This window comes from Streptomyces sp. BJ20 (assembly GCF_022869105.1).
Classification (GTDB): domain Bacteria; phylum Actinomycetota; class Actinomycetes; order Streptomycetales; family Streptomycetaceae; genus Streptomyces; species Streptomyces griseoincarnatus.
In genome coordinates this window covers 5,623,718-5,649,844 of record NZ_CP094918.1, presented here as the reverse complement: position 1 = coordinate 5,649,844, position 26,127 = coordinate 5,623,718, and the positions used below count along the sequence as shown (strand labels likewise).

At 74.0% G+C, this 26,127-nt stretch carries 22 protein-coding genes and 1 riboswitch; of the genes, 12 read left to right on the top strand and 10 right to left on the bottom strand.

The window, feature by feature from the left end; translation table 11 throughout:
* Positions 1–2: 2 nt before the first annotated feature.
* Together thiS and thiO are read right to left on the bottom strand one after the other, a co-directional pair.
* Positions 3–224 carry a sulfur carrier protein ThiS gene (gene thiS / locus MTR79_RS25540; RefSeq protein WP_244792035.1) on the bottom strand — a complete coding sequence of 74 codons (222 nt, stop codon included), beginning with the start codon at positions 222–224 and terminating at the stop codon, positions 3–5.
* Positions 221–1,387, bottom strand: a complete 1,167-nt coding sequence (gene thiO / locus MTR79_RS25535) for a glycine oxidase ThiO (RefSeq protein ID WP_244792034.1) — start codon at positions 1,385–1,387, stop codon at positions 221–223. Before thiO ends, thiS begins: the two co-directional genes overlap by 4 nt.
* Positions 1,382–1,492: riboswitch (TPP riboswitch) on the bottom strand. It overlaps the preceding gene by 6 nt.
* A 95-nt stretch (positions 1,493–1,587) precedes the next feature.
* On the opposite strand from thiO, the gene MTR79_RS25530 reads away from it, so the two are divergent.
* From MTR79_RS25530 to MTR79_RS25510, 5 genes are all read left to right on the top strand, one after another.
* Positions 1,588–2,823 carry an FAD-dependent oxidoreductase gene (locus tag MTR79_RS25530; RefSeq protein ID WP_244792033.1) on the top strand — a complete coding sequence of 412 codons (1,236 nt, stop codon included), beginning with the start codon at positions 1,588–1,590 and terminating at the stop codon, positions 2,821–2,823.
* 67 nt (positions 2,824–2,890) lie between these two features.
* The gene (locus MTR79_RS25525) at positions 2,891–3,256 is read left to right on the top strand and encodes an Rv2175c family DNA-binding protein (RefSeq protein ID WP_006131264.1); all 366 of its coding nucleotides are present in this window, start codon (positions 2,891–2,893) and stop codon (positions 3,254–3,256) included.
* 599 nt (positions 3,257–3,855) lie between these two features.
* Positions 3,856–4,524, top strand: coding sequence for a thiamine phosphate synthase (gene thiE, locus MTR79_RS25520; protein WP_244792032.1), 669 nt, complete (start codon positions 3,856–3,858; stop codon positions 4,522–4,524).
* 120 nt (positions 4,525–4,644) lie between these two features.
* A complete protein-coding gene (gene metF, locus MTR79_RS25515) occupies positions 4,645–5,568 on the top strand; it encodes a methylenetetrahydrofolate reductase [NAD(P)H] (protein ID WP_086704350.1) in 924 nt (307 codons plus the stop codon).
* Between the two features lie 56 nt (positions 5,569–5,624).
* The gene (locus tag MTR79_RS25510; RefSeq protein WP_244792031.1) at positions 5,625–6,590 is read left to right on the top strand and encodes a hypothetical protein; all 966 of its coding nucleotides are present in this window, start codon (positions 5,625–5,627) and stop codon (positions 6,588–6,590) included.
* 60 nt (positions 6,591–6,650) lie between these two features.
* Here MTR79_RS25510 and MTR79_RS25505 read toward each other — a convergent pair whose 3' ends face one another.
* From MTR79_RS25505 to MTR79_RS25490, 4 genes are all read right to left on the bottom strand, one after another.
* Positions 6,651–8,135 carry an NAD(P)/FAD-dependent oxidoreductase gene (locus tag MTR79_RS25505; protein WP_244792030.1) on the bottom strand — a complete coding sequence of 495 codons (1,485 nt, stop codon included), beginning with the start codon at positions 8,133–8,135 and terminating at the stop codon, positions 6,651–6,653.
* 516 nt (positions 8,136–8,651) lie between these two features.
* Positions 8,652–9,281 (bottom strand): TetR/AcrR family transcriptional regulator, encoded by a 630-nt coding sequence (locus tag MTR79_RS25500; RefSeq protein ID WP_048456806.1) that lies wholly within the window; start codon positions 9,279–9,281, stop codon positions 8,652–8,654.
* A gap of 35 nt (positions 9,282–9,316) precedes the next feature.
* The gene (locus MTR79_RS25495) at positions 9,317–11,401 is read right to left on the bottom strand and encodes a YhgE/Pip domain-containing protein (protein WP_189366166.1); all 2,085 of its coding nucleotides are present in this window, start codon (positions 11,399–11,401) and stop codon (positions 9,317–9,319) included.
* On the bottom strand, positions 11,373–12,266 hold the full coding sequence (locus MTR79_RS25490) for an ATP-binding cassette domain-containing protein (RefSeq protein WP_086704875.1): 894 nt from the start codon (positions 12,264–12,266) through the stop codon (positions 11,373–11,375). The genes MTR79_RS25495 and MTR79_RS25490 overlap by 29 nt, the downstream gene beginning before the upstream one ends.
* 177 nt (positions 12,267–12,443) lie before the next feature.
* Between MTR79_RS25490 and MTR79_RS25485 the strand changes: the two genes are divergently transcribed.
* The 3 genes from MTR79_RS25485 (at position 12,444) to MTR79_RS25475 (ending at position 14,586) form a co-directional block, all read left to right on the top strand.
* Positions 12,444–13,010: an SAV_6107 family HEPN domain-containing protein gene (locus tag MTR79_RS25485; protein WP_086704876.1), complete on the top strand. Its 567-nt coding sequence runs from the start codon at positions 12,444–12,446 to the stop codon at positions 13,008–13,010.
* A gap of 114 nt (positions 13,011–13,124) precedes the next feature.
* Positions 13,125–13,895 (top strand): methyltransferase, encoded by a 771-nt coding sequence (locus tag MTR79_RS25480; RefSeq protein ID WP_189366165.1) that lies wholly within the window; start codon positions 13,125–13,127, stop codon positions 13,893–13,895.
* Positions 13,896–14,181: 286 nt separating this feature from the next.
* The gene (locus tag MTR79_RS25475) at positions 14,182–14,586 is read left to right on the top strand and encodes a DUF3040 domain-containing protein (protein ID WP_048456956.1); all 405 of its coding nucleotides are present in this window, start codon (positions 14,182–14,184) and stop codon (positions 14,584–14,586) included.
* Positions 14,587–14,838: 252 nt separating this feature from the next.
* Here the strand turns inward: MTR79_RS25475 and MTR79_RS25470 are convergent, their stop codons facing one another.
* The 4 genes from MTR79_RS25470 to MTR79_RS25455 all read right to left on the bottom strand — a co-directional run bounded on the left by MTR79_RS25470 (position 14,839) and on the right by MTR79_RS25455 (position 20,468).
* Positions 14,839–17,226, bottom strand: coding sequence for a DUF3488 and transglutaminase-like domain-containing protein (locus MTR79_RS25470; RefSeq protein WP_086703231.1), 2,388 nt, complete (start codon positions 17,224–17,226; stop codon positions 14,839–14,841).
* Complete coding sequence (locus MTR79_RS25465; RefSeq protein WP_244792029.1) at positions 17,223–18,587, bottom strand: DUF58 domain-containing protein; 1,365 nt, start codon at positions 18,585–18,587, stop codon at positions 17,223–17,225. The genes MTR79_RS25470 and MTR79_RS25465 overlap by 4 nt, the downstream gene beginning before the upstream one ends.
* Positions 18,587–19,654: a MoxR family ATPase gene (locus MTR79_RS25460; RefSeq protein WP_225252668.1), complete on the bottom strand. Its 1,068-nt coding sequence runs from the start codon at positions 19,652–19,654 to the stop codon at positions 18,587–18,589. The genes MTR79_RS25465 and MTR79_RS25460 overlap by 1 nt, the downstream gene beginning before the upstream one ends.
* Positions 19,655–19,919: 265 nt before the next feature.
* A complete protein-coding gene (locus MTR79_RS25455) occupies positions 19,920–20,468 on the bottom strand; it encodes a carbonic anhydrase (protein ID WP_048456813.1) in 549 nt (182 codons plus the stop codon).
* Positions 20,469–20,882: 414 nt separating this feature from the next.
* Between MTR79_RS25455 and rsmH the strand changes: the two genes are divergently transcribed.
* From rsmH to MTR79_RS25435, 4 genes are all read left to right on the top strand, one after another.
* Positions 20,883–21,887 carry a 16S rRNA (cytosine(1402)-N(4))-methyltransferase RsmH gene (rsmH, locus tag MTR79_RS25450; RefSeq protein ID WP_078895048.1) on the top strand — a complete coding sequence of 335 codons (1,005 nt, stop codon included), beginning with the start codon at positions 20,883–20,885 and terminating at the stop codon, positions 21,885–21,887.
* Between the two features lie 85 nt (positions 21,888–21,972).
* Positions 21,973–22,470, top strand: a complete 498-nt coding sequence (locus MTR79_RS25445; protein WP_244792028.1) for a septum formation initiator family protein — start codon at positions 21,973–21,975, stop codon at positions 22,468–22,470.
* A gap of 5 nt (positions 22,471–22,475) precedes the next feature.
* On the top strand, positions 22,476–24,434 hold the full coding sequence (locus MTR79_RS25440; protein ID WP_280518359.1) for a penicillin-binding protein 2: 1,959 nt from the start codon (positions 22,476–22,478) through the stop codon (positions 24,432–24,434).
* Positions 24,435–24,605: 171 nt separating this feature from the next.
* Positions 24,606–26,126, top strand: coding sequence for a UDP-N-acetylmuramoyl-L-alanyl-D-glutamate--2,6-diaminopimelate ligase (locus MTR79_RS25435; RefSeq protein WP_086702364.1), 1,521 nt, complete (start codon positions 24,606–24,608; stop codon positions 26,124–26,126).
* The last annotated feature ends 1 nt before the right edge of the window (position 26,127 follow it).

The following is a 26,127-nucleotide window of genomic DNA, read 5'->3' as shown; positions in this document are numbered from 1 at the left end:
GGTCAGCCTCCTTGGACGGCGGTGAGGACCTCCACCCGGTCCCCTTCGGACAGGGGGGTGGCGGGCCACTGCGCGCGCGGGACGACGGTTTCGTTGAGGGCGGCGGCCACCCCTGAGGGGGCCGTGGTGAGCGACCTCACGACGAGGTCGAGGGCCGTGCCGGGCGGCACCTCCCGGGGCTCGCCGTTGACGGTGACGGTGACCGTGGTGACCGGGGCGTTCATACGGACTGCTCCGCGAGGACGGGGGCGCCGAAGCGCCGCGGGGTGAACGGGAGGGCCTCGTCGGGCAGCTCGCCGCCGGTCAGCACCCGCGCCATGGCGTCGCCGGTGACGGGCGTCAGCAGCACGCCGTTGCGGTGGTGCCCGGTGGCCAGCAGCAGCCCGTCGAGGCGGGTCGGGCCGAGCAGCGGCGCGTTGTCGGGTGAGCTGGGGCGCAGTCCCGCGAGCGTCTCGTTGAGTGGCAGCTCGGTGAGGCCGGGCACCAGTTCGTGGGCGTCGCGCAGCAGCTCGTAGACACCGCCCGCGGTGACCGTGGTGTCCCAGCCCATCTCCTCGCTGGTCGCGCCGATCACCAGCTCGCCGCTCTCGCGCGGCACCAGGTAGACGTGGCTGCCGCGCACCACCGCCCGCACCGTGCGGCTCAGGAACGGCCCGGGACGGTCCGGCATGGTCAGCCGCAGCACCTGCCCCTTCACCGGACGCACCGGAGGCAGCACCTCCGCGGGGACGCCCGCCAGCCGCCCGCTCCAGCTGCCGCCCGCCAGCACCACCTGGCCCGCGCCCAGCTCTCCGCCGTCCGCCGTGACCACGCCGGTCGCACGGTCGCCGGTGACGACGAGCCGCTCCGCCCAGGCGCGGTGGAGCGTGACGCCGGCCCGCTCGCAGGCGGTGAGCAGCGCGGACGCCAGCCGGCGCGGGTCGATCTGGTGGTCGCCGTCCACCCGCAGCCCGCCGCGCACACTTGGCGCGAGCATCGGCTCCAGGCGCCGGCACTCCCGCCCGGTCAGCCACTGCGAGTCCAGTCCGGAACGCTCGTGCAGGGCGTGCAGTTCGCGCAGATGAGCGCGGTCGTCGGCGTCCAGCGCCACGGCGAGGGTGCCGCAGCGGCGGTAGCCGAGGTCCTGGCCGGTGCAGTCGGACAGCTCGGCCGCGAATTCGGGGTAGCGGCGCGCCGAGGCCAGGTTGAGGCCGAGCAGCATCTGCTCGCCGTGGTGCAGCTCGGTGACGGCGGCCAGCATCCCGGCCGCCACCCGGGCGGCGCCCCCTCCCGGATCGGGGTCCACGACCGTCGTCGCGAGACCGGCCTGCGCGGCCCGCCAGGCCGTCACCAGACCGATGATCCCGCCCCCGACGACGAGGACGTCTGCGGTACGCGTGGGCGACATGGGCGTCTCCTCCCTTCGCCGGCATGACCCGGATCAGGTTCGTACGGTCGGAGGCCGCCAGCCTCCCTCTCAGCCCGGTGCGTCCGGGCTCCCGCGAGTGCGTGTACGCGAGCCACCCTAGCCCGCGCCGAGCCGCACCCGTAAGGGACCCCGCGCGGCAGCGGTCCGGCGTGGCGGGCACGGGTGTCTATGGTGAGCGGGTGAGCGAGCAGACGCAGGAACCGGGAGGGGCCGCGCCGCGCCGGGTCGTGGTGGCGGGCGCGGGCATGGCGGGCGTGCAGACCGCGGCGGCGCTGCGGGAGCGGGGCTTCGCCGGCGAAGTGACGCTGATCGGCGCGGAGCCCCACCAGCCGTACGACCGGCCGCCGTTGTCCAAGGCGGTGCTGCTGGGCACCGCCGAGAGCTCCGCCTTCGACGTGGACTTCGAGGAGCTCGGGGTCGAGCTGCGGCTGGGCTGCGAGGTGACCGGCCTGCGCCCCGGCGACCACGCACTGGACACCGAGGCCGGACCCGTCCCGTACGACGTGCTGGTGATCGCCACCGGCGCGGAACCGCTGCGGCTGCCCGGCGCGGAGGGCGTGCCCGGCGTGCACCTGCTGCGCACCCTGGACGACGCCGAACGGCTGCGGCCGGTGCTCGCCGCCCGGCACGACATCGTGGTCGTCGGCGCCGGCTGGATCGGCGCGGAGTTCGCCACGGCCGCCCGGGAGGCGGGCTGCGCGGTCACCGTCGTGGAGGCCGAGGAACGGCCGCTGGCGGGCGTGCTGCCCGCGGAGGTGGCCGAGCCGATGACCGCCTGGTACGCGGAGGCCGGCGTCACGCTGCGCACCCACGCGCGCGTGGCGCGCGTCGAGCCCGGCGCCGTGCTCCTCGACGACGGCACCAGGCTGCCCGCCGGCGCGGTCGTCGTCGGCATCGGCGCCCGTCCCGCCACCGCCTGGCTGGCCGGGTCCGGGATCGCCCTCGGCGCGCACGGCGAGGTCGTCGCCGACGCGCACCTGGCGACCTCCCTGCCCGACGTGTACGCCGTCGGCGACTGCGCGTCCTTCCCGTCCGCCCGCTACGGCGAGCGCCTCCTCGTCCATCACTGGGACAACGCCCTCCAGGGGCCGCGTACGGTCGCCGCGAACATCGTCGGCGGGGCCCAGGGCCGCGAGGTGTACGACCCGGTGCCGTACTTCTGGTCCGAGCAGTTCGGGCGGTTCGTGCAGTACGCCGGTCACCACGCGGACGCCGACCGCACGGTGTGGCGCGGCGACCCGGCCGACCCGGCGTGGAGCGTGTGCTGGCTGCGCGGGGACCGGCTGGCCGCGCTGCTCGCGGTGGGGCGGCCCCGGGACCTGGCGCAGGGGCGGCGGCTGATCGAGTCGGGCGTCGCACTGGATCCGGAGCGGGTGGCGGACCCGGCGCGGCCGCTGAAGTCGGCGACGGTCTGACCGACTCGCCCGCGCGCTGGGACGGGGCTGACTTCCGACTGTCGGTGGCAGGTGGCAGGCTTGTCCCGTGACCGAGATTGACGCAAAGATCGATGCTCTCGTCCCCGCCTGGCTCACCCTCCCCGACATCGCCGAGAAGCTCGGCGTCGAGGTGACGCGCGTCCGGCAGCTGGTCAAGGAGGGCCAGCTCATCGCCGTGCGCCGCGGTGAGAACCGCGCGCTGCACGTCCCCGCCGCCTTCATCGACGGGGACAAGGTCGTCAAGGGCCTGACCGGGACCCTGACGCTCCTGCGGGACGACGGCTTCACGGTCGAGGAAATGCTGGAGTGGCTCTTCACCCCCGACCCCAGCCTGCCGGGCACCCCCGCGCAGGCCCTCGCGGAGAACCGCGGCACGGAGGTGAAGCGCAGGGCCCAGGCCCTCGCGGTCTGACCGACGACCCGTAACCCCTCAGGGACGCGGTGGCCCTTCCCTGAGGGACGCGGTCAACCGCGCGCCCAGCCCCCACGGACCCGCAGGCGACGGACGGCGCGCGGCCCGGGCCCGCCCGCACGGTCCGACCGGCGCCCGGGTGACACCCTCAGGGGCGCGAGGAACTGCGCGCTCAACCCCCACGCACCCGCAGGCGACGGACGTCCCCAGGGGCGCGGGGGACTGCGCGCTCACCCTGACGGCCCCGCAGGCGACGGACGGCGCGCGGCCCGGGCCCGCCCGCAGGGTCCGACCGGCTCCCGGGTGACACCCTCAGGGGCGCGGGGAACTGCGCGCTCAACCCCCACGCACCCGCGGGCGACGGACGTCCCCAGGGGCGCGGGGGACTGCGCGCTCACCCCCCACGCACCCGCAGGAGGCAGACGTCCCCAGGGGCGCGGGGAACCGCGCGCCCACCCTCACGCACCCGCAGGGAACACCCCGCCCGGGAGCGGCGCGAGCCGCCGCTCCCGGAGCCCGCGCGCCGACAGGCACCGCATAGGGTTCCGCCGACGGGCCCGCCCGGCCCGTGCCGACGCGACGACCCCCGGGGGACCCACATGACCGCCACGACCGACAGCCCGCGCACCCACCTCGCCGACGCCCGCGTCTACCTCTGCACCGACGCCCGCAAGCGCCAACGCGACCTCCCGGAGTTCCTGGACGCCGTGCTCGCCGGCGGCGTCGACATCGTGCAGCTGCGGGACAAGGGCATGGAGGCCGCCGAGGAGCTCGAGCACCTGGCGGTCCTCGCCGACGCCTGCGCCCGGCACGGCAAACTGCTCGCGGTCAACGACCGCGCCGACGTCGCCCACGCGGCCCGCGCCGACGTCCTCCACCTGGGTCAGGGCGACCTGCCCGTCCCCGCCGCCCGCGCGATCGTCGGCGACGGGACCCTGATCGGCCGTTCCACCCACGCGGAGCAGGAGGCGGCCGCGGCCGCCGTCCAGCCCGGCGTGGACTACTTCTGCACCGGCCCCTGCTGGCCCACCCCCACCAAGCCCGGCCGTCCCGCGCCCGGCCTGGACCTCGTCCGGTACACCGCCGGGCTCGGCACCGACCGCCCGTGGTTCGCGATCGGCGGCATCGATCTCGCCAACCTCGACCAGGTGCTGGACGCAGGCGCCCGCCGGGTGGTCGTGGTCCGCGCCCTCTCCGAGGCGGACGACCCGGGCGCCGCGGCCGCCGAGCTGGCCCGTCGCGTGCGGGAGGCCGCGGACGCCGGCTGACCGGCGCCGCGGAGACCAGGGCGTCTCAAGTTTGTCCACACTGTGGACGGCAAGTCGGCAAATCAGACAAATATCCCGCTTCTGGTTGGGGGGCCGCCCACCCGTGGCTACCCTGCCCGTATGGCCCTCGGAACCGCATCCACCAGGACGGACCGCGCACGCACCGTGCGCGACATGCTCGCCAGTGGGAAGACGACGTACTCGTTCGAGTTCTGGGCCCCCAAGACGGAGAAGGGCGAGCGGAACCTCTGGAACGCGCTCCGCAGGATCGAGGCCGTCGCGCCCAGTTTTGTCTCCGTGACCTACGGCGCGGGCGGCTCCACCCGCGCCGGCACGGTGAAGGCGACCGAGCGGATCGCCGCCGACACCACCCTCACCCCGGTCGCCCACCTCACGGCGGTGGAGCACTCCGTCGCCGAACTGCGCAACATCATCGGCCAGTACGCCGACGCCGGGATCCGCAACATGCTGGCCGTGCGCGGCGACCCGCCCGGCGACCCGATGGGCGCCTGGGTCCCGCACCCCCAGGGCCTCACCTACGCGGCCGAACTGGTCCGTCTCATCAAGGAGTCGGGCGACTTCTGCGTGGGCGTCGCCGCCTTCCCCGAGATGCACCCGCGGTCCGCGGACTGGGACGCCGACGTCGCCCACTTCGTGGACAAGTGCCGGGCGGGCGCGGACTACGCGATCACGCAGATGTTCTTCCAGCCCGAGTCGTACCTGCGGCTGCGTGACCGAGTCGACGCAGCGGGCTGCGAGACGCCCGTGATTCCCGAGGTCATGCCTGTGACCAGCGTGAAGATGCTGGAACGGTTGCCAAAGCTCAGTAATGCGGTGTTCCCCGACGCCCTGAAAGAGCGGATCCTCACAGCGAAGGACGATCCGGCGGCGGTACGCTCCATCGGTATCGACTTCGCCACGGAGTTCTGTGCGCGGCTGCTGGCCGAAGGAGTGCCCGGTCTGCACTTCATCACGCTCAACAACTCCACGGCGACGCTGGAAATCTACGAGAACCTGGGTCTGCACCACCCGCCGCAGGCCTAGACCGGTCGCACGCGCATACGACACACTGCGTAGCGACCACTGGGAGAGGGGCGTACATGGGCTGGACGGTCCTCTACATCGCGTTCGGCATCGTCGCGCTGTGGTTGCTGGGTGAGGTGCTGCTGCAGTACAAGGCGCGCCTGCGCTGGCGGCTGCTCGCCTTCGTCGGGTTCCTCGGCGTCGTGTTCGGCGTGCTGATCCCGTCCGTGGTGGTGATCGGACTGGGCGCCGCGGCCTTCGCCGTCGGGCAGACCTACGTCACGCTGTCGTTCCGCCGAGGCTTCCAGTCCGGCTGGGCGGTCAACGCGCCGCTGCTGTCCGCCGTGAAGGGGCGCCGCGACGAACCGACGCCGGAGGTCACCGACCTCGAGGCGTCCGGCGACCGCGCCGACGCGTTCGACACCGGTCCCGTGACGGCCGGTTACGGCGCCGACGACGACTACGACCGCGACGACGTCTTCACGCCGGCCGCCGACCGCCAGACGGCCGCGGAGTCCACCGCCGTCTACGAGCCGCAGCCGATGCCCGACGACACCGGCTCCTACGGCGTCTACGGCGACCAGGGTTACGCCGGCCAGGACCAGCACGCGAACCAGGACCAGTACGCGAACCAGGACCAGTACGCGGGCCAGGACCAGTACGCCGCGACCGCGCAGACCGCCGACCCCAACTACGCCTACGACTACTCCGGTTACGGGCAGCAGCAGGGCTACGACACCGGTCAGCAGTACGCCGCGTACTCCGACCCGTACGTCGGCAACACCACCTACGGCGGCGGCACGTACGACACGGGCTACACGGACCAGCAGTACGCCCAGCAGGGCTACGCGGCCCAGGATCCCTACGCGACGGGCGGCTACGGGGGCGAGACCCCGGCCGGCGGCCTGTGGGTGCCGCAGCAGCGCAGCGCCGACGACCCGTACGGCGGCGAGCTCCCGCCGGAGCAGCAGTACCCGTACCAGGACGGCGGCCAGCAGCAGGGCACCCAGGGCAACGGGTACGACGAGCAGTACCGCTACTGAGCGGGCGGGCGGCCACGGGCGGCCGAGGACGTCCTCAACCGCCCGTGCCGCGGCCCGCGTTCACTGGGAGCCGCGGAAGTCCGGCCCCTCCACGATCAGTCCGGCGACCAGCGCCCCCGACATCCCGGCGTGCGGCAGCCCGCCGCCGGGATGCGACCAGCCGCCGACGGTGAACAGCCCCGGCAGCCGCGTGGTGTTGGACGCGTGCAGGAACCGGCCGTCCGCCGCGGCGAGCGCCGGCGCCGGCACCGCACCGCCCTCCGCGCCCGTCTCCCGCGCGACCTCCTGAGGCGTGCGCACCTCGTGCCACAGCAGCCGGTCCCGCAGATCCGGCACCGCCCGCGCCGCGGCCGTGACCATCCGCTGCGCGAACTCCCCGACGCCGTCCGCCCCGGAGGGCGTCACCGCCGTCAAGGTCACCGCCTCGTGCGCGGCGTCCGGGACCAGCGCCGGGTCGTCCGGCCGCAACACGGTCACCGTCGGCTCGCCGGGCAGTCCGCCGCCGGACAGCGCGTCCAGCTCCGCCGCACGGTCCCGGGTGTGCACCACGGTCCGGTGCGGGGTGTTCTCCGGGCGGGTACCGCGCAGCGCCAGCAGCACCGTCGTCCGGCTCGCCCCCTCCCGCCGGGCGGGCACCTCGCCCTCCCCGCGCAGCCGCGTGCCGCACATCCGCTCCAGCAGCCCCGGGCCGACCCCGGCGACCACCAGGTCCGCCTCCACCGTCGTGCCGTCGGCGAGTTCCACGCCCGCCGCACGGCCGTCCTTCTCCCGCACCGCGGTGACCTCCGCGCCGAACCGGAACTCCACCCGGCGGGCCAGACACCGCTCGTACATCGCCCGCGCCAGCTCCCGCAGCCCGCCCCGCACGTACCAGGTGCCGAAGGCGTGCTCCATGTACGGCAGCACCGCCGCGCTCGCCGGCGTGGTCCGCGGGTCCAGGCCGAACGCCAGGGCGTGGCTCTCCAGCAGCGCCCGCAGCCGCGGGTCGCGCAGCTCCCACTCACCGACCTCGGCCAGTGTGGCCGCCTTGCGCAGGCGCAGCCGCCGCCGGTGCGGGACCGCGGGGTAGGGCTCGCGCTCGGCCAGCACCTCCCAGTTGGGCCACAGCGGCTCCTCCAGCAGCGGGCGGCGCGCCCGGTCCCAGGCCTCGCGGGCCCGCACCAGGAAGTCGCCCCAGCGCCGCGCCGCGTCCGCGCCCAGCGCCTCCTCCACCGCGGAGACCACGCCCGCGCGGGAGGCGTTCGGCAGGGATACCCGGGTGCCGTCCGCGAAGACGTGGTGCGACGACGGGTCGGCCTGCACCAGCTCGACGCACTCCTCCAGCGGCTCCCGGCCCGTCTTCACGAACAGGTCCCGGTAGACGGCGGGCAGCGGCAGCAGCCCGGGGCCCGTGTCGAAGACGAACCCGTCCCGCTCCCGGCGGCGCAGCGCACCGCCGTACGTCTCCGTCCGCTCGTACACCGCCACCCGGTGGCCCGCGACGGCCAGCCGGGCGGCGGCCGCCAGCGCGCCCGCGCCGGCGCCGATCACCGCAATCCGTGCCATGTCAGGGACCTTATCCGCCGCCGGTCAGGGCCCGTGCACGAGTATCCGCGCCCCCGTAGCGTGACCGTGCGTGCGCGCGACATGGTGGGCCCGGGTGCGCAGGCGTGAGTACATGTACCTGGCCGGCGACTTGAGTACGGCGGCGGATGGGCCCGGACCAGCGGGAACGGGAGAGTGGAGACCACGGAGAGGGGGCCCGGGCCCACGGCACCGGCGACACGGGGCGCCGGAACGGGGACCGGCCCGCGATCCGCTCCTTCCGCCGGCGCCGTCGGCGGGAGCGAGGCACGGGGGAACCCGGGGGGCGACCGCAAGGGGGGTTCCACGGGGGGACGTACGGGGGATCACGGGGAACAGTAAGGCGCCGGTCCGGCCGGTGGCCCGCGGGGGACGCGGCCACGGACGGACCGGCGCCTTCGCGTGTCCGGCGCCGGACGGGCCTAGGGCCGTCCGTTTGGATCAGGCCGGGCTCGCGGGCTCCCTGATCCGGCCTGATCCAAACGAAAGACCCTAGAACTAGCCGCGGCCGCTGACCCGGCCCTGCAGCAGCCGCGACAGCGCCGCGTGCACGTCGTCCAGGGACCGCTCCGGCTGGAACGACTTCCAGTCCAGCGCCGCCACCAGCACCATGCCCACCAGCGCCGCCGCCGTCAGCGGCACGTCGATCTCCTCGCTGAACTCACCGGCCGCCACACCCTCGCGCAGCACCCCCTCGACCACCGCCACGGCCTGCTGCCGCACCACCATCAGCGTGGACTGCCAGGCCCGGTTGGTGCGCCACAGCTCCGCCACGTACAGCTGGGTGAAGGCCGGGTAGCGGTCGATGAAGACCAGCCCCGCCCGGATCATGGCGTCCAGGGCGTCGACCTTGCTCCCGCCCTCCCGTTCCGTCCGCTCGGCCGCCTCCCGCAGGGAGGCGGTCAGCAGGCCGACCCCGTGCCGCAGCAGCTCCTCGAAGAGGACCGACTTGCTCGCGAAGTTGTAGTAGACGGTGCCCTTCGCGACGCCCGCCCGCTCGGCGATCTCGTCCACGGTGGTGGCGGAGAACCCCTGCTCGGCGATGAGCGTGACGGCCGCCTCGTAGAGCTTCTGCCGAGTGGCCTCGCGGCGGGCGCTGCCGCCCGGCGTGGTGCTGCTGCGTTCCATGGCCCTGATTCTCACAGGAGCTCCGGCCGGCCGGTTCACAGGCTCAGCTCCGGGTGCAGCCGGTCGAGCGTCCACACCTGCCGGCGGCGGGCCGACAGCGCGGTCAGCGCGAGCGCGCCGGCGGTGAAGGCCGCCAGCACCGCGCAGGCCGTCCACACGGGCCCGAGACCGCCGCCCGAGATCAGCCGCCGCAGCCCCTCCACGACGTGGGTCATCGGCAGGAACGGGTGCAGCGCGTTGAAGAAGTCCGGACTGGTCTGCACGGGGTACGTGCCGCCCGCCGAGGTGAGCTGGAGCATCAGCAACGCCAGCACCAGGATCCGGCCCGCCGCGCCGAAACGGGCGTTCAGCCACTGCACGAGCGCCGCGAAGCACGCCGTCACCAGGAACAGGAACCCCACCGTCCCGGCCGCCCGCGCCATCCGGAGCCCCAGCCCCCAGTGCAGCACCGACATCAGCGCCACCGTCTGCAGCACCCCGATCGCCGCCACCGGCAGCCAGCCCGCCAGCGCGATCCGCCAAGGGGAGGCGCCGGCCGCGAGCGCCCGCCGGTTCATCGGCGCGATCAGCATGTACGCCACCATCGCGCCCACCCACAGCGACAGCGGGATGAAGTACGGGGCGAAGCCGGTGCCGTAGTTGGGCGCCTTGTGCAGGTCGCGGGAGACCAGCCGCACCGGGTCGGCCATCACCTCGGTGCGCTCGTCGCGCTCGGCCTTGTCGTAGTCGGGGATCTGCTCGGCGCCCTCGTGCAGACCGCCCGCCAGCTCCTCGGAGCCGTCGGCCAGCTTGAAGAGTCCGCCGCTCAGGTCGTCCGCGCCCGTCGTGAGCTTCCTGACGCCCTTGTCCAGGTCGAGGGCGCCGGTCTCGGCGGTGGCGAGTCCCTTGTTGAGCTTCTTCGCCCCCGCCGCGACCTTGCCGGCGCCGGCGTCGAGCTTGTTGATGCGGCCGACGGCGTCGTCGAGGTCCTCGGAGAGGTGCGGGGCGCGGTCGGCGAGCGCACGCGCCTGCTTCTCCAGGGTGGCGAGGTGCCCGTCGAGCTTCTTCAGGTCCGCGCGGTGCCCGGTGACCAGGCCGCTGACGTCGTCCGCGACGGACGAGGCGGTCGCCGCCGCCTCCTTGGCCTTCTTCAGCTCCGGGCAGGCCGGGTCGGGCTCGTCGGCGTCCTCGCAGCGCTCGCGGTGGAGCGTGTCCAGGGTGCCGGACGCCTCACGGGCGTCCTTCGCGGCGGCGGGGGCCTTCTCCGTCAGCGTGTCCAGGTCGTCGCGCAGCTCTCCCGCCGTGTCGGCGACGAGTCGTGCCGTCTCCCCGATGGCCTTCTCGTTCTTCTTCAGGAACGGGCCCGCCTCCGCGTTCAGCGCGTTCACCTTCTCGGCGAGCCGGCGCGTGCCGTCGGCGACCTTCCCGGAGCCGTCCTCCAGGGTGCCCGCGCCCTTGTGCAGGTCCTTGAGCCCCTTGGACAGCTTGCCGCTGCCCGCGCGGGCGTCCTTCAGCCCGTCCACGAGGTCCTTGGAGCCCTTCTCCGCCTTGCCGATGCCCCCGTTCAGCTCGTCGGCGCCCTGGGCCGCCTTCACCGTCTCGCCGTGCAGGTCGGAGAAGGAGACGAAGATCTGGTCCAGGAAGGACCGGGAGGTCTTGGTGGAGGCGGCCCGTCGCACCTCGCCGAAGACCGTGCGGGAGATCTGCCCGACGAGGTAGTTGTTCGCGTCGTTGGTGCGCACCTGGAGGGCGCCGGTCTCGGGGGAGTCGCCCGAACTGGAGGCGACACGGCGGCTGAAGTCGGCCGGGACGGTGAGCGACAGGTAGTACGTGCCGTCCTCGACCCCGCGCCGGGCCTCCTCCTCGCTCACCTCCCGCCAGTCGAAGGCGGAGCTGTCGTGCAGCCCCTCGGCGATGTCGTCGCCGGCCGTGACGCGCTTGCCGTTCGCCGTGGCTCCCTCGTCCTCGTTCACGAGGGCCACGGGGATCCGGTCGAGACGGTCGTACGGGTCCCAGAACGACCACAGGTAGAGGGCGCCGTAGAGCAGGGGCAGCACCAGCAGGGCGACGAGCGCCGCGCGCGGCAGGCTGCCGCGGCCGAAACGCCGCAGCTCAAGAGCGGCCAGTCGCGGCGATCGCATCGTCGGCCTCCTTCTCGTGGGGAGTGGCCCGGTCGGCGGGCTCGGTCTTCGGTGCTGCGGCGGTCTCTTCAGGGGCGGCGTCCGTGGTGTCGGCGGCAGAGACGTGGGACGCGTCGCCTGTGGGGGCCGTGGACCCATCGGCCTCCGCGCCGCCGGACCGGTCAGCATCCGTGCGGACGACCACCGCGTCCGACGGCGGCTCGCTGCACACGGCGAGCACCGTGACCCCCGTACCGGTGACGGACCGCAGCAGCCCCCACACCTCCTCCCGCTCGGCGGCCGACAGCTTGAGGTCGGTGTCGTCGATCCCGAGCAGCCGGGGACGCGCCAGCAACGCCAGCGCCAGCGCCAGCCGCAGCGCCTCCACCCGCTCCAGGTCCCGCACCGCGGTCCGCTCGCGCTTGGGCAGGGCGGCCAGGTCGAGCCCGGCGGTGGCCAGCGCCTCGTCGATGTGCCGGCGCCGCTCCCGCCGCCGCTCGGCGCGCGGGCGCAGCAGCTGCCGGGGCCGGGGGAGCGCGTCCCCGAAGCGGCGCCGCAGCAGCTCCTGCTCACGCAGATGCTCGGCCACGGTGAGCGCCGGGTCGAGGTCGGTCACCCCGGCCACGTGCGCCAGGGCGCTGCGGCGGCGTACGGCGGCCATGCGCCGGGGCAGGTCCATACCGCCGACGGCGGCCCGCCCCTCCGTCGGCCTCATGCGTCCGGTGAGCGCGAGCAGCAGGCAGGTGCGGCCGGTGCCGGACGGCCCGGCCACCGCGATCAGCGCGCCGGGTCCGGCGTCGGCCGACACGTCGCGAAAGGCCCATCCCCGGGGTCCCTTCAGGCCGAGGCCGTCGGCCACGACGGCGAGTCCGCTCGGATCGTCCACGAATCCCCCTGGAGCGTGCGCACGTTTTGAACTGACTGGTCAGTGCAAAAGTTAGCTCGAACGGGAGAACGAGGCAACGTCGCAGGTCAGAACGGATTGTCAGTGCCATACCGCACGATGTGCACATACGGCACTCGCCTCATGGCGTGCCGTCACGAAGACGACAGGAGGTTCGTCATGGCCCACTCGTCCGCAGCAGCCGCCCGTCGGCGCCGCGCAGCCGGCCCTGCCCCCTCACTGCACAACGGCCCGGCGAGCGACATCCACCCGGTGCTGCGCCGCGCCGCGGCCCCGCCCGCCGCCCTCGACCTGCTCGCCCAGGCCCGTGCCGGACTCGACGAGGCCGCCGTCCTCGACACCCCCAACGAGCGCTACGCGACGGCCCACCTGGCCGCCCTGCGCACCGCCGCCGCCGTGCTCGCCGCCCGGGGCAGGCCCGAGACCTCGCCCCGGGCGCGGGCGAAGATACGAAGTGCCTGGGAGGTGCTCCCGGAGATCGCGCCCGAACTCACCGAGTGGAGCGCCCTCTTCGCCTCCGGGGCGCGGCGCCGGGCCCGCGCCGAGGCGGGCATCCAGGGCGCGGCGACCGTGCGGGACGCCGACGACCTGATCCGGGACGTGGCGATGTTCCTGCGCCTGGTCGAGCGGATGCTGGTGCTCCAGCCGGTGCTGCCCCAGCCCCGCCCCGACCAGGACGGCGGCCCGGACGCCGCCCCGCGCGGCGACCTGCCCGACGCGGGCTGACCCGGGGAGCCACCGGGTGACGGCGGGCCGCCGCGCAGGCCATAGGGTGGACAGCGCCTGAAACCCGATCGCCCCGCCCCACCCCAGGCGGTGCCCCGCCGAGGAGTCACCACCGTGTCGGACCCGATGCGCCCCCGCGCCGCTCTCCGTACCGCCGTTGTCTGGGACGTCCTCCAGGACTCCCTGGAACGCAGGGTCGAGGCCACCGGACGGCAGGCCCTGGACGTCCTCGACACCGGCGGCGGCAGCGGCAACTTCGCCGTGCCCCTGGCCCGGCTCGGACACCGGGTGACCGTCGTCGACCCCAGCCCCAACGCCCTGTTCGCCCTGGAGCGCCGCGCCGCCGAGGAGGGCGTCGCCGACCGGGTGCACGGCGTGCAGGGCGACGCCCGCGGCCTCTTCGACGTCGCCGAGCGCGGCGGCTACGACGTCGTGCTGTGCCACGGCGTCCTGGAGTACGTCGACGACCCGGCGGAGGGCGTGCGCAACACCGTGGCCGCCCTGCGCCCCGGAGGCGTCCTCAGCCTGCTCGCCGCCGGCCTGGGCGGGGCGGTTCTCGCCCGCGCCCTCGCCGGCCACTTCACGGAGGCCCGGCAGGCCCTCGACGACCCGAACGGCCGATGGGGCGAGGGCGACCCCGTACCGCGCCGCTTCACCGCCGAGCAGCTCACCGGACTGGTGCGCGGCGCGGGCCTGGAGGTCGGCGCGGTGCACGGCGTCCGCGTCTTCTCCGACCTCGTCCCCGGCGTCCTGGTCGACACCGAGCCCGGGGCGATGGAGGCGCTGCTGAAGCTGGAGGCCGCCGCGGCCGAGCTCGCCGCGTTCCACTCCGTGGCCACGCAGCTTCATGTGCTCGGTGAGGCGGCAGAGGCCGCCGGGGCGTGAGCGGTCGCCGTGACACGGCGCTGATCAGCGGCGCGTCCGGCGGCCCCGGGGCGCATGGACTGTGCCACAGGCCCCCCGAATGGCGGCTCGGAGCCGTATGATCGAGGGAGACCGCCCGGCATGACGGGTCGGCCGCCGGGGAATGACAGCCTCAGCGGACCGGTGCGTGATGGCGGACACCGGTTGGCAATTGGCGCAGAGGGGCGGGTTTCACGGGGGCGATTCCCTGCCTATCCTGAAGGGACCCCCCGGGTCGCCCCGGCGACTGCACGATGAGGAGGACTCCGTGCCGCTCTCGGAGCACGAGCAGCGCATGCTCGAGCAAATGGAGCGAGCGCTGTACGCCGAAGATCCCAAGTTCGCGACGGCGCTCGAGGGAAGCGGGCTGCGTACGTACACCCGGCGACGGGTCTACCAGGCGGTCGCGGGCTTCCTCGTAGGTATTGCGCTCCTCATGGCCGGTATGGTCGCCCAGCAGGTGTGGCTCAGCGTCGTGGGTTTCCTCGTGATGCTGGGATGCGCCGTGCTCGCGGTGACCGGTTGGCGCAAGGCGCCCAAGCCGGGTGAGCAGGCCCAGGGGGCGGCAGCCGCCCCGCGGGCGGGCCGCCAGGGCAGAGCGCGGCGCTCGATGATGAACCGCATCGAGGAGCGATGGCAGCGCCGGCGCGACGAGCAGGGCGGCGGCCACTGAGGCCTACGTAGTCTTTCGGTTCAGGGGTGTCCACCAGCACGGGTGGGCACCCCTGAGTCGTCCCTGCGGGTCGCTGCGGGTGCGTGGCGGTTTTCTGCGCAGTTCCCCGCGCCCCCGATGTGCGTCCTGCGGGTACGTCGTGGTTGCTCGCGCAGTTCCCCGCGCCCCTGAAGGCGCTGCAGTGGCAGCGTCCCAAAGGGGCGCGGGGAACTGCGCGATCAGCCCGTGACGGCCCGAGGCCGCCTTTCGGCCTCAGCCCCGCTGGCGCGTAGGCAGGTGCCAGTCGGGGCGGAGGGCGACCACACGGTCCCGGAGGGACATCCAGCGGTCGGACATCGCCCACACCACCCGCACGGCCGAGCGCGGCATCAGTACGGCCCGCAGACGGCCCGCCCGGGACGCCGAGTCCCGCAACGCCCCCGACGCGCGCCGCACATCCTGCGCCAGCCCCACAGCCGGCCCCGGCCGAGGCGCGTACAGCACCTGCTCCACCGCTCCCGCCAGCCTCCGCACCGATGCGGCCGCCTCCCCCTCGAGCCCGCCCGTCCGCACGATGCGGTCGGCCGCGCCGCGCGGGGTCAGCGACTCGTCCGGCACGATCCCGTGGTCCCAGGCCGTGTCCGTCAGCTCCTCCCAGGCGGCCAGCACCCGCGGAGCGACGTCCCCCTCCGTGCGGCCGCGGCCGCCCAGCCGGAGCGCCCGCATCCGCGTCCGCCACAGCATCGGCGACAGCGGCAGTGCCGTCACCAGCAGCCCGGCCAGCGCCCACAGCAGCACCACATGCCACTTCGGGCCGTCGCCGTCCGCCGGCAGGGCCGCCTGCGGCGACTCGCTCTCGCAGGACCCCGGGTCGCTGCCGTCCGCCCGGCAGTCGGTGCTCTGCGACGGCTGCGCCGACGGGTCGGCGGGCGCGGCCTGCGACGGCCGGGCGGGATCCACGGGCCCGTTGTCCTCGACGTCCTGCACGGTGTAGTCCGGCGTGGAGCCCCGGGTCGGGGTGGGCTCGAACCGCGTCCAGCCCACGCCCTCGAAGTACAACTCGGGCCAGGCGTGCGCGTCCCGCATCGCGACCGAGACCGTGCCGTCGGCCTGCGGGGTGCCCGGCGCGAAGCCCACCGCGATCCGCGCCGGGATGCCCAGCGACCGCGCCATGGACGCCATCGCGAACGAGTAGTGCACGCAGAAGCCCCGCTTGTTCTCCAGGAAGCGGGCGATCGCCTGCGAGCCGCTGCCGACCTCGACGTCGGTGTCGTACTGGAAGTCCCCGCTCAGCGTGAACCAGTCCTGCAGCATCACCGCGCGGTCGTAGTCACTCTTCGCGCCGTCCGTCACGTCACGGGCGGTCTCGGCCACCACGGAGGGCAGCGAGTCGGGCAGGTCGGTGTACTCGCGCAGCAGGTCGGCCGGCGCCTCCGGAGCGTTGGCCAGCTGCTCCGCCGTGGGCCGCACGTCCAGGCTGCGCACCTCGTACGTCAGGCCGCGCGTGCTCTGCCCGTGGTCGCCGACCAGTGTCATGCCGACCGGCTCGTACCGCCAGTCGCCCTGCACGCTCACCCGGCTCGGCGGGTACGGCATCGGCAGCCATGTCTGGCCGTACCACTTCGCGACCGAGACCGACGTCCCGACCTCGCTGAACTCCACGTCCGGCCCGAGTCCCGGCGGGGCCGGGAAGCCCTCGGGCACCTGGGTGATCGCCCGCTTCGACGGTTTCCACGTGGTGCCGTCGAAGTCGTCCAGGGACACGATGCGCAGGTACAGGTCCGAGGTGTTCTCCATCTCGGTGCGCACCGAGAAGACCGCGCGGTCGTCGTCGTTGTTCAGCGAGTCGCGCAGCGACACCAGCGGGTTCACCGCGGAGATCGTGCCGCCCCCGCCGACGCCCGCGCCGACGCCCCGGCCGTTTGGGTCGAGCAGGCCGCCGTCCATCGCGGGCAGCGCCAGCGGCACCACCAGGGCGATGCCCAGCGCCACCGCCCCGATCCGGTGCCCGAACCGCGCCGGGGCCGGCGCGCCGGGCGTCTCCCGGCTCCGGCCGCGGGGCGGCCCGGCGAACACACGGCCCCACTGCGAGAGCCGGTCCCGGCCCTCGGCGAGCAGCAGCATCAGGTAGCCGGCCGCGGCCAGCAGGAACCACAGCCACTCGATGCCGTTGTCCGTCAGGCCCGCGGCCACCGAGTACAGGGCGAGCAGCGGCAGCCCGGCCGGGGCCGCGCTGCGGAAGGTCACCGCGAGCACGTCCACCAGCAGGCCGATGACCAGCACCCCGCCGACCAGCATCAGCCGGATGCCGTCGCTCAGCGGCGCCGGTATCGCGTACCGGTTGACGTCCTGGCCGCCCTGTTCCAGCAGCTGCCCGAAGAAGCGCAGCGCGTCGGGGCCGGGTATCAGCCCGGCGACGGCGTGCTCCCGGGCGAACAGCAGCGTGAGCAGCATCAGCGTGACGACGACCTGCGCCGCCACCGTCAGCGGCCGCGCCAGCGGCACCCGCCGCGCCGCCGCGCCCACGCCCGCCTGCACGCCCAGCAGCAGCGCCGCCTGGAGGATCCAGACCGTCGACTCCACCAGCGGCAGCAGGGCGCAGGCCGCCAGCAGGGTGGCCGCCCAGGCGCGCACCGTGAGCCTGGCCAGTGAGCTGATCACGGTCCCTCCCCACCGCTCGCCGCCACCAGGCCCGAGCGCTCACGGTCCGCCTGCCGCCACAGCCGCTCCAGCGAGGCACCCCGCTCCACCGCCACGGCGGTCCAGCCCGACTCGCGCAGCATCCGCAGATGCTCCTCGCGCGGCCGCTCGTCGGGGCCGGGCACGTCGGACGGCTCCCGCAGCCAGTCGTCGCTGTCCAGCAGGAACGCCACGGCGCCGCCGCTGCGCTGCCGCATCCGGGCCAGCACCGCGGCCTGCTCGTCGTCCAGGTCGCCGAGGAACGCCACCAGGAGGCCCTCGCCGCCGGACCGCAGCACGTCGTAGGCGCGGGACAGGCCCTCCTCGTCGGAGTGGTCCACCACGGCCAGCGTGTCCATCATCAGCCCGGCCGTGTCCGCCGATTCCTGGTGCACCCCCGAGAAGCCGTCGGCGCCCTCCCCGGGCACCGAGTCGCCGGTGTCCGTCAGCAGCCGCACCGAGAAGCCCCGCTCCAGCATGTGCACGAGCACCGAGGCCGCGCCCGACACCGCCCACTCGAACGCCGAGTCCGGCCCGGCGCCCTCGTAGGCGACGGCGCGGGTGTCCAGCAGCACCGTGCAGCGGGCGCGCTGCGGCTGCTCCTCGCGGCGCACCATCAGCTCGCCGTAGCGGGCGGTGGAACGCCAGTGGACGCGGCGCAGGTCGTCGCCGTAGCGGTAGCCGCGGGGGATCACGTCGTCCTCGCCGGCCAGCGCCAGCGAGCGCTGCAGCCCGTCGCCGTACCCCTTGGCCTCGCCGGCCAGCCGCACCGGCGGCAGCGCCTCCACCCGGGGCGTCACCGTCAGCGTGTCGTACGAGGAGAACGAGCGGTTCAGCTCGCACATCCCGAACGGGTCCGACAGCCGCAGCTGGAGCGGGCCCAGCGGGTAGCGGCCGCGCAGGTCGGAGCGGACCCGGTAGGACACCTCACGGCGCCCGCCCGCCTCCATCCGGTCCAGCACGAACCGCGGGCGCGGACCGAGCACGTAGGGCACCCGGTCCTGGAGCATCAGCAGGCCCGTGGGCATCCGGGAGACGTTGTCCATGCGCAGGTGCACGCGCGCCTCGGTGCCCGCCGGCACCCGGCCGGGGGAGAGGCGGCGGCTGCCCGCGACCCGGTAGCGGGTGCGGTGGAGCACGGCCGCGCACACCAGCGGCAGCACCGCCAGGAGCAGGCCGACCCGCAGCAGGTCGCTCTGCCCGAGCACGTACGCGCAGATCGCGGCCGCGATCCCGGCCGCCAGGAAGGAGCGCCCCCGGGTGGTGAGCCCCGCCAGGGCGGTCCTCAGCCCGCTCCGGTCGCCCCGGTCGTCGTCGGCGTGGACCGCACCGGCGGTGCTCATCACAGCCTCCGGGGCGGCTGCTGGCCGTAGCCCCCGCGGCCCAGGCCGAACCCGGCGGGCTGGCCGGCCGCCGCGGGCACCGTGGTGCGCTGCAGGATCTCCTGCACCACCTGCTCGGCGGTGCGGCGGTTGAGCTGGGCCTGGGCGGTGGGCAGCAGACGGTGGGCGAGGACGGCCACGGCGAGCGCCTGCACGTCGTCCGGCAGCGCGTAGTCACGGCCCGCCAGGGCGGCCGCCGCCTTCGCCGCCCGCAGCAGGTGCAGCGTCGCGCGCGGTGACGCGCCGAGTCTCAGGTCGGGATGCGTGCGGGTGGCGGCGACCAGGTCGACCGCGTAGCGCCGGATCGGCTCGGCCACGTACACGCCGCGCACCGCCTCGATGAGCTTCACGATGTCGTGGGCGTGCGCCACCGGCTGGAGGTCCTCCAGCGGGGAGACGCCGCCGTGCACGTCGAGCATCTGCAGCTCGGCCTCCGCGCTCGGGTAGCCGACCGACACGCGGGCCATGAAGCGGTCGCGCTGGGCCTCCGGCAGCGGGTAGGTGCCCTCCATCTCGACCGGGTTCTGCGTCGCCACCACCATGAAGGGGCTGGGCAGTTCGTAGGTCTTGCCGTCGATGGTGACCTGGCGCTCCTCCATCGACTCCAGCAGCGCGGACTGGGTCTTCGGCGAGGCGCGGTTGATCTCGTCGCCGATGACGATCTGCGCGAAGATCGCGCCCGGCTTGAACTCGAAGTCACGACGCTGCTGGTCCCAGATGGACACACCGGTGATGTCCGAGGGCAGCAGGTCCGGTGTGAACTGGATGCGCCGCACCGAGCAGTCGATCGACCGCGCCAGTGCCTTCGCCAGCATCGTCTTGCCGACTCCCGGGACGTCCTCGATGAGCAGATGTCCCTCGGCGAGCAGCACGGTCAGCGAGAGCCGTACGACCTCGGGTTTCCCCTCGATCACGCCTTCCACCGAACCGCGCACGCGCTCCACGACGGCGGTCAGGTCCTCCCCGACCGCTCCGTATGCCCGGTCGGGGGCGCCCCCATGGCTTGCACGATCGTCATAGGTCGTCACCCGGCCCTCCTCGGCCTTACCCCCGCTCAGCGATGAGCGAGGGGTTCCCCACATGTGCCTGCCGATCCCGTACCCGACGGACCGGCCCACCCCGAATCACGGGCGCCACGCGCATGAGTTCCGCGTGACACCACTTCCGCATTCTTGCCGCCGTTACCGTTTCGTGTCACTCGCCTGTGGACAACTGACAGCGATATGTCAGCTCTTACGACGTTCGACAGCTCTCCGGGTACGGCCGGCCCGGGACGGACGGACGGACGGCCGGTCAGGCGGGGTCGACCTCGCGCAGCAGACCCGTCTTCACGTCGAAGACGAACCCGCGCACGTCGTCGGTGTGCAGCAGGAACGGCGAGGTCCGCACCCGCTGCATCGACTGGCGGACGTCCTGGTCCACGTCCCGGAAGGCCTCGACGGCCCACGCCGGACGCTGTCCCACCTCCATCTCGAGGTCGTGCCGGAACTCCTCGGTGAGGGACTCCAGACCGCAGTTGGTGTGGTGGATGAGGACGACGCTGCGGGTGCCCAGCGCCCGCTGGCTGATGGTCAGCGAGCGGATCACGTCGTCGGTGACCACACCGCCGGCGTTGCGGATGGTGTGACAGTCGCCCAGCGACAGGCCGAGCGCGTCGTGCAGGTCGAGGCGGGCGTCCATGCACGCCACCACGGCGACGTGGAGCACCGGGCGCGCGTCCATGCCCGGATCGGCGAACGCGGAGGCGTAACGCTCGTTGGCTTCGACCAGTCGGTCGGTCACGGTGCCGGAGGCGGCGGTGCTGTTCCCGGAGCCCGCGGGCGCGGATGCAGAAGTCGTCATACTGCTGACGGTACTGGTCACGAGGGCGTCGAGCCCGTTGTGAGAGGCGACAAAGAACGTCAGCGATGCTTGGTGTGAGGTAACCCACAGGAGTGGTGTGACCCCCTGCCTACGGGTGATGTGCCCGATCCGCCTCTTGACCCGCGCGGGCCGCGACGCGCAGTCCGGTTGATTGACCGGGCCGGACCGTGGACTAAAGTGACGCGAAGCGGGAGGTGAGACTGCCCGCTGCAGTGACTTCCCCGGATCCCCCGGCGCCGACCAGGGGATCTCCCGCGTGCGCGGCGCGTACGTACGGCTCGGCCTTCTCCCGCCGCCGCCCGGCCGACGCCTCCGGCGCCGGCCGCCCCCCTCGCCGGGGAGGGCGGGGAACCGGCGGTGCGTGAGCGTCACGCCGGATCTGAGAGGGCCTAAGTGAACGGGCGCGAAGCGCTTCCGCATCAGGGCGGTGGTGGGCGACGGGAGGGCGAGAGCCGACACGTCCCGGTGATGCTCCAACGGTGCCTGGACATGCTGGCGCCCGCCCTTGAACGGCCCGGCGCGGTGGTCGTCGACTGCACGCTCGGCCTCGGCGGCCACAGCGAGGCGCTGCTCAGCCGCTTCCCCGAGGCGCGGCTCGTCGCCCTGGACCGCGACAAGGAGGCCCTGCGCCTGTCCGGCGAGCGGCTCGCACCGTTCGGCGACCGGGCCACCCTGGTGCACGCCGTCTACGACGAGCTCCCCGACGTCCTCGGCCGGCTCGGCATCCCGCGCGTGCAGGGGATCCTGTTCGACCTCGGGGTGTCCTCGATGCAGCTCGACGAGGCCGACCGCGGCTTCGCCTACGCCCAGGACGCCCCCCTCGACATGCGCATGGACCAGACGACCGGCGTCAGCGCCGCCGAGGTCCTCAACACCTACCCGCCCGGCGAGCTGGTCCGCATCCTGCGCGCCTACGGCGAGGAGAAGCAGGCCAAGCGGATCGTGGCCGCGATCGTCCGGGAGCGCGAGAAGGAGCCCTTCACCACCAGCGCCCGCCTGGTCGAGCTGATCCGCGACGCGCTGCCGCAGGCCGCCAAGCGCACCGGCGGCAACCCGGCCAAGCGCACCTTCCAGGCCCTGCGGATCGAGGTCAACGGCGAACTGTCGGTGCTGGAGCGGGCCGTCCCGGCGGCCGTGAGGTCCCTGGACGTCGGCGGCCGTATCGCCGTGCTGTCGTACCACTCCCTGGAGGACCGGCTGGTCAAGCAGGTGTTCGCGGCGGGCGCCGCCACCACCGCCCCGCCCGGACTCCCGGTCGTCCCCGAGCAGTACCAGCCGCGGCTCAAGCTGCTCACGCGCGGTGCCGAACTTCCCACCGAGGAGGAGATCGCCGAGAACCGCCGTGCGGCCCCCGCGCGGCTGCGCGGCGCGGAGCGCATCCGGGAGGACGTCGGGTGAGGCGGCTCCGGTGAGGCACGGGCCGGCCCGGAAGCGGGTGACGGCCGGGTGAACGGGCGGGACGAGCGAACTCAGGGGAGCGTGAGTGACCAGTAAACCCGAACTGAAGGGGCGGCCCGAGCTGCGGGGGAGGGCGGCCCGGCTCGCGCACCTCCTGCCCACCGGCCGCGCCCAGGCGGCGCGCACCCCCTTCGTGCTCCTCGTGGTCCTGCTCCTCGGCGGCGGTCTGATCGGCCTGCTGGTCCTGAACTCCGCGCTCAGCGAGGGCGCGTTCCGCCTCGACGACCTCCAGCGGGAGACCAAGGAGCTCACGGACGAGGAGCAGGCCCTGCAGCGCGACATCGACGCCTACTCCGCCCCCGACGCCCTCCAGCGCCGCGCCCGCGAGCTCGGCATGGTGCCCGGCGGCGACCCCGCCTTCCTCGGTCCCGACGGCAAGGTCAAGGGAGTGCCCAGCGCGGCCTCCGCCGCCCGCGCCCCCTTGGTCCTCGCGCCCGAGGCGCTGGCCACGGCGACGGCCCCGCTGCCGTCGCCGCAGTCCACCCCCCGTTCCCCGCACGCCACCACGACCCCGGGCAGGTGACGGAAGTGTCCGACAGGCAACCGCCCCGCCGCCGGGTGCCCGGACCCGCCCGGCCCGTCCGTCCGGCCGCCCGCGGCCGCACCGGCCCCGGCGCCCGCCCGGCCCGCGGGCCCGGCGGGCCGCGCCCCGGCGCCCCGAAGACCATCCGGCTGGGCAGCCCGCGCCCCCGGCTGCGCCTGGTCGGCGTCGGCCTGACCCTCGTCATGCTCGCGTTCGTCGTCCGCCTGGTGCAGGTCCAGGCCGTCGACGCGAGCACCTACGCCGGCAAGGCCGAGCGCAACCGCTACGTGGGCCAGGTCCTGGCCGCCGAACGCGGCGAGATCACCGACCGCGACGGCGTGGCCCTCGCCACCAGCGAGGACGCCTACGACATCACCGCCGACCCCACGATGTTCGCCCCGGACGAGCTGAAGATCGACGACGGGCCCGAGCAGGCCGCGGCGCTGCTCGCCCCGATCCTCGGCGCCGACCAGGAGGACCTGGTCCGCAAGCTGCGGCCGGACAACCCGTCGCTTCGCTACGTGAAGCTGGCCGGGCGGCAGACCCCGCAGGTCTGGAGGCAGATCAAGGACCTCAGGTCCGCCCTCGCCACCAAGTCCGAGACGGACAGGTCGACGGTCAACGTGCTGGCCGGTGTCTTCTCCGTGCCCACCAGCAAGCGGGTGTACCCGAACAACGAGCTCGCCGCCGGAATACTGGGCTGGGTCAACGCCGAGGGCAAGGGCAGCGGCGGCGTCGAGCTCCAGCTCGAGGAGCGGCTGGCCGGCGAGGAGGGCAAGATCCGCTACGCCCAGTCCGGCGGCCGTCTGGTGCCCACCGCGGGCTCCACGGAGACCCCGGCCGTGCCCGGCGACGACATCGAGCTCACCATCGACCGCGACATCCAGTGGGCGGCGCAGAACGCCATCAGCAAGCAGGTGGAGGAGTCCGCGGCCGACCGCGGATACGTCATCGTGCAGGACACCCGCACCGGCGAGGTCCTGGCCATGGCCAACGCCCCCGGCTTCGACCCCAACGACCTGTCCGGCGCCGACCCCAGGACGCTCGGCAACGCGGCCCTCCAGGACGCCTTCGAACCGGGCTCCACGGCCAAGGTGCTGTCCATGGCGGCCGTGCTGGAGGAGAACGCCGCCACCCCCGGCACCCATGTCGTGGTCCCCAACCGGCTGCACCGCGGCGACCGGCTGTTCAAGGACGACATCGACCACCCGACCTGGTACCTGACGCTCAACGGCGTCCTCGCCAAGTCCAGCAACATCGGCACCATCCTCGCCACCGGCCAGCTGGGCAAGACCCAGTCCCAGGCCAACAAGGTGCTGTACGACTACCTGCGCAAGTTCGGCCTCGGCAGCCACACCGGGCTGCGCTTCCCCGGCGAGACCAAGGGCATCCTGGCCCCGCCGGACCAGTGGTCCACCTCGCAGCAGTACACGATTCCCTTCGGCCAGGGCGTGTCCGTCAACGCGATGCAGGCCGCCTCCGTCTACTCGACCATCGCCAACGGCGGCGTCCGCGTCGAGCCCACCCTCGTCCGCGGCTCCAAGGGACCTGACGGGCGCTTCACACCCGCTCCCAAGCCCGAGAGGACACGGGTCGTCAGCGAGAAGACGGCGAAGACCCTCGCGCAGATGCTGGAGTCGGTCGTCGACGACGAGGAGGGCACGGGTACCAAGGCCCGCATTCCGGGGTACCGGGTCGCGGGCAAGACCGGTACGGCGAACCGCGTGGATCCGGCCACCGGGAAGTACCACGGCTACACCTCGTCCTTCGCCGGTTTCGCCCCCGCCGACAAGCCCCGGATCACCGTCTACTGCGTCATCCAGAACGCCACCCAGGGCAGCTACTTCGGCGGTCAGATCTGCGGCCCCGTCTTCAAGCAGGTCATGGAGTTCTCCCTGAAGACCCTCCAGGTCCCGCCCACCGGAGCCGCCCCCGCCGCCCTGCCGGTCACCTTCGAGCCCTGACCCCGTACCGAGCACCGAGCCACCAGGAACCACCTCGTGACAACGATCACCCCCGACCCCGGGAACCAGAGCCGCCGCGGCCCCTCGCTTGGCCCGCCGAGCGGTACGCCCGGTACGCTCACCGCCGTGCCACACGCTGATCAGTCCCAAACCACCCAGAAGGGCCACCCCGTGACATATCCGGGACCGCCCCGTCCGGACCAGGTCTCCGCCGCACCCCTCGCGGAACTCGCCGGTCAGCTGGGTGTCCCCGCACCCGCGCAGGCCGCCGAGGTCACGGGCATCACCCACGACTCGCGTGCCGTCCGGCCCGGGGACCTGTACGCCGCGCTCCCGGGCGCCCGCGTCCACGGCGCGGATTTCGTCACCCAGGCCGCGGGCCTCGGCGCCGCCGCCGTGCTCACCGACCCGGCGGGCGCCGAACGCGTCGCCGCGACCGGGCTCCCCGCGCTGGTCGTGGACGACCCGCGGGCCCGGATGGGCGAACTGGCCGCCACCATCTACGGCCACCCCGGCCGCGATCTGCTCCAGATCGGCATCACCGGCACCTCCGGCAAGACCACCACCGCCTACCTCGTCGAGGGCGGTCTGCGGACCGTCCGCAGCACGGGACTGATCGGCACGGTCGAGATGCGCATCGGCGACGAGCGCATCAAGTCCGAGCGCACCACGCCCGAGGCCACCGACCTCCAGGCGCTGTTCGCGGTCATGCGCGAACGCGGCACCGAGGCCGTGGCCATGGAGGTCTCCAGCCACGCCCTGGTCCTCGGCCGGGTCGACGGCTGCGTCTTCGACATCGCCGTCTTCACCAACCTCAGCCCGGAGCACATGGAGTTCCACTCCGGGATGGAGGACTACTTCCAGGCCAAGGCGCAGCTGTTCACGCCCGCCCGCAGCCGGCTCGGCGTGGTCAACGTGGACGACGAGTACGGCCGCCGCCTGGTGAAGGAGGCCGGCGTCCCGGTCGTCACCTATTCCGCCGAGGGGCACCCCGACGCCGACTGGCGCGCCGAGGACGTCCAGGTCGGCCCGCTGGACTCGACGTTCACCGTGGTCGGTCCCAAGGGCGAGCGCGTCACCGCCCGTTCGCCGCTGCCCGGCCCGTTCAACGTGGCCAACTCCCTGGCCGCGATCGTCGCGCTGGCCGTGGCCGGACTCGACCCGCAGTCCGCCGCCGACGGCGTCGCCGCCGTGCCGGGCGTGCCCGGCCGCCTGGAGCGCGTCGACGAGGGCCAGCCGTACCTGGCGGTCGTGGACTACGCCCACAAGACGGACGCCGTGGAATCGGTGCTGCGCGCCCTGCGCAAGGTCACCGAGGGCCGGGTGCACGTCGTGCTCGGCTGCGGCGGCGACCGTGACGTCACCAAGCGGGAGCCGATGGGCGCGGCCGCCGCGCGGCTCGCCGACACCGCCGTACTGACCTCCGACAACCCCCGCTCCGAGGACCCGCTGGCGATCCTCGCCGCGATGCTGCTGGGCGCGGCCTCGGTGCCCGCCCACCAGCGCGGCGAGGTCCAGGTCTTCGAGGACCGTGCCGCCGCGATCGCCGCCGCCGTCGCCCGGGCCGAGCCCGGCGACACCGTGCTGGTCGCCGGCAAGGGCCACGAGCTGGGACAGGACATCGCCGGGGTGGTGCGTCCGTTCGACGACCGCCAGGTGCTTCGCGAAGCCATCAAGAAGACCCAGGGATGAA

Excerpts from the sequence above, each read along its gene's own strand:
- thiS (WP_244792035.1), bottom strand. The coding sequence starts at position 224 with ATGAACGCCCCGGTCACCACGGTCACCGTCACCGTCAACGGCGAGCCC.
- thiO (WP_244792034.1), bottom strand. The coding sequence starts at position 1,387 with ATGTCGCCCACGCGTACCGCAGACGTCCTCGTCGTCGGGGGCGGGATC.
- thiE (WP_244792032.1), top strand. The coding sequence starts at position 3,856 with ATGACCGCCACGACCGACAGCCCGCGCACCCACCTCGCCGACGCCCGC.
- metF (WP_086704350.1), top strand. The coding sequence starts at position 4,645 with ATGGCCCTCGGAACCGCATCCACCAGGACGGACCGCGCACGCACCGTG.
- MTR79_RS25510 (WP_244792031.1), top strand. The coding sequence starts at position 5,625 with ATGGGCTGGACGGTCCTCTACATCGCGTTCGGCATCGTCGCGCTGTGG.
- MTR79_RS25505 (WP_244792030.1), bottom strand. The coding sequence starts at position 8,135 with ATGGCACGGATTGCGGTGATCGGCGCCGGCGCGGGCGCGCTGGCGGCC.
- MTR79_RS25500 (WP_048456806.1), bottom strand. The coding sequence starts at position 9,281 with ATGGAACGCAGCAGCACCACGCCGGGCGGCAGCGCCCGCCGCGAGGCC.
- MTR79_RS25495 (WP_189366166.1), bottom strand. The coding sequence starts at position 11,401 with ATGCGATCGCCGCGACTGGCCGCTCTTGAGCTGCGGCGTTTCGGCCGC.
- MTR79_RS25485 (WP_086704876.1), top strand. The coding sequence starts at position 12,444 with ATGGCCCACTCGTCCGCAGCAGCCGCCCGTCGGCGCCGCGCAGCCGGC.
- MTR79_RS25465 (WP_244792029.1), bottom strand. The coding sequence starts at position 18,587 with ATGAGCACCGCCGGTGCGGTCCACGCCGACGACGACCGGGGCGACCGG.
- MTR79_RS25455 (WP_048456813.1), bottom strand. The coding sequence starts at position 20,468 with ATGACGACTTCTGCATCCGCGCCCGCGGGCTCCGGGAACAGCACCGCC.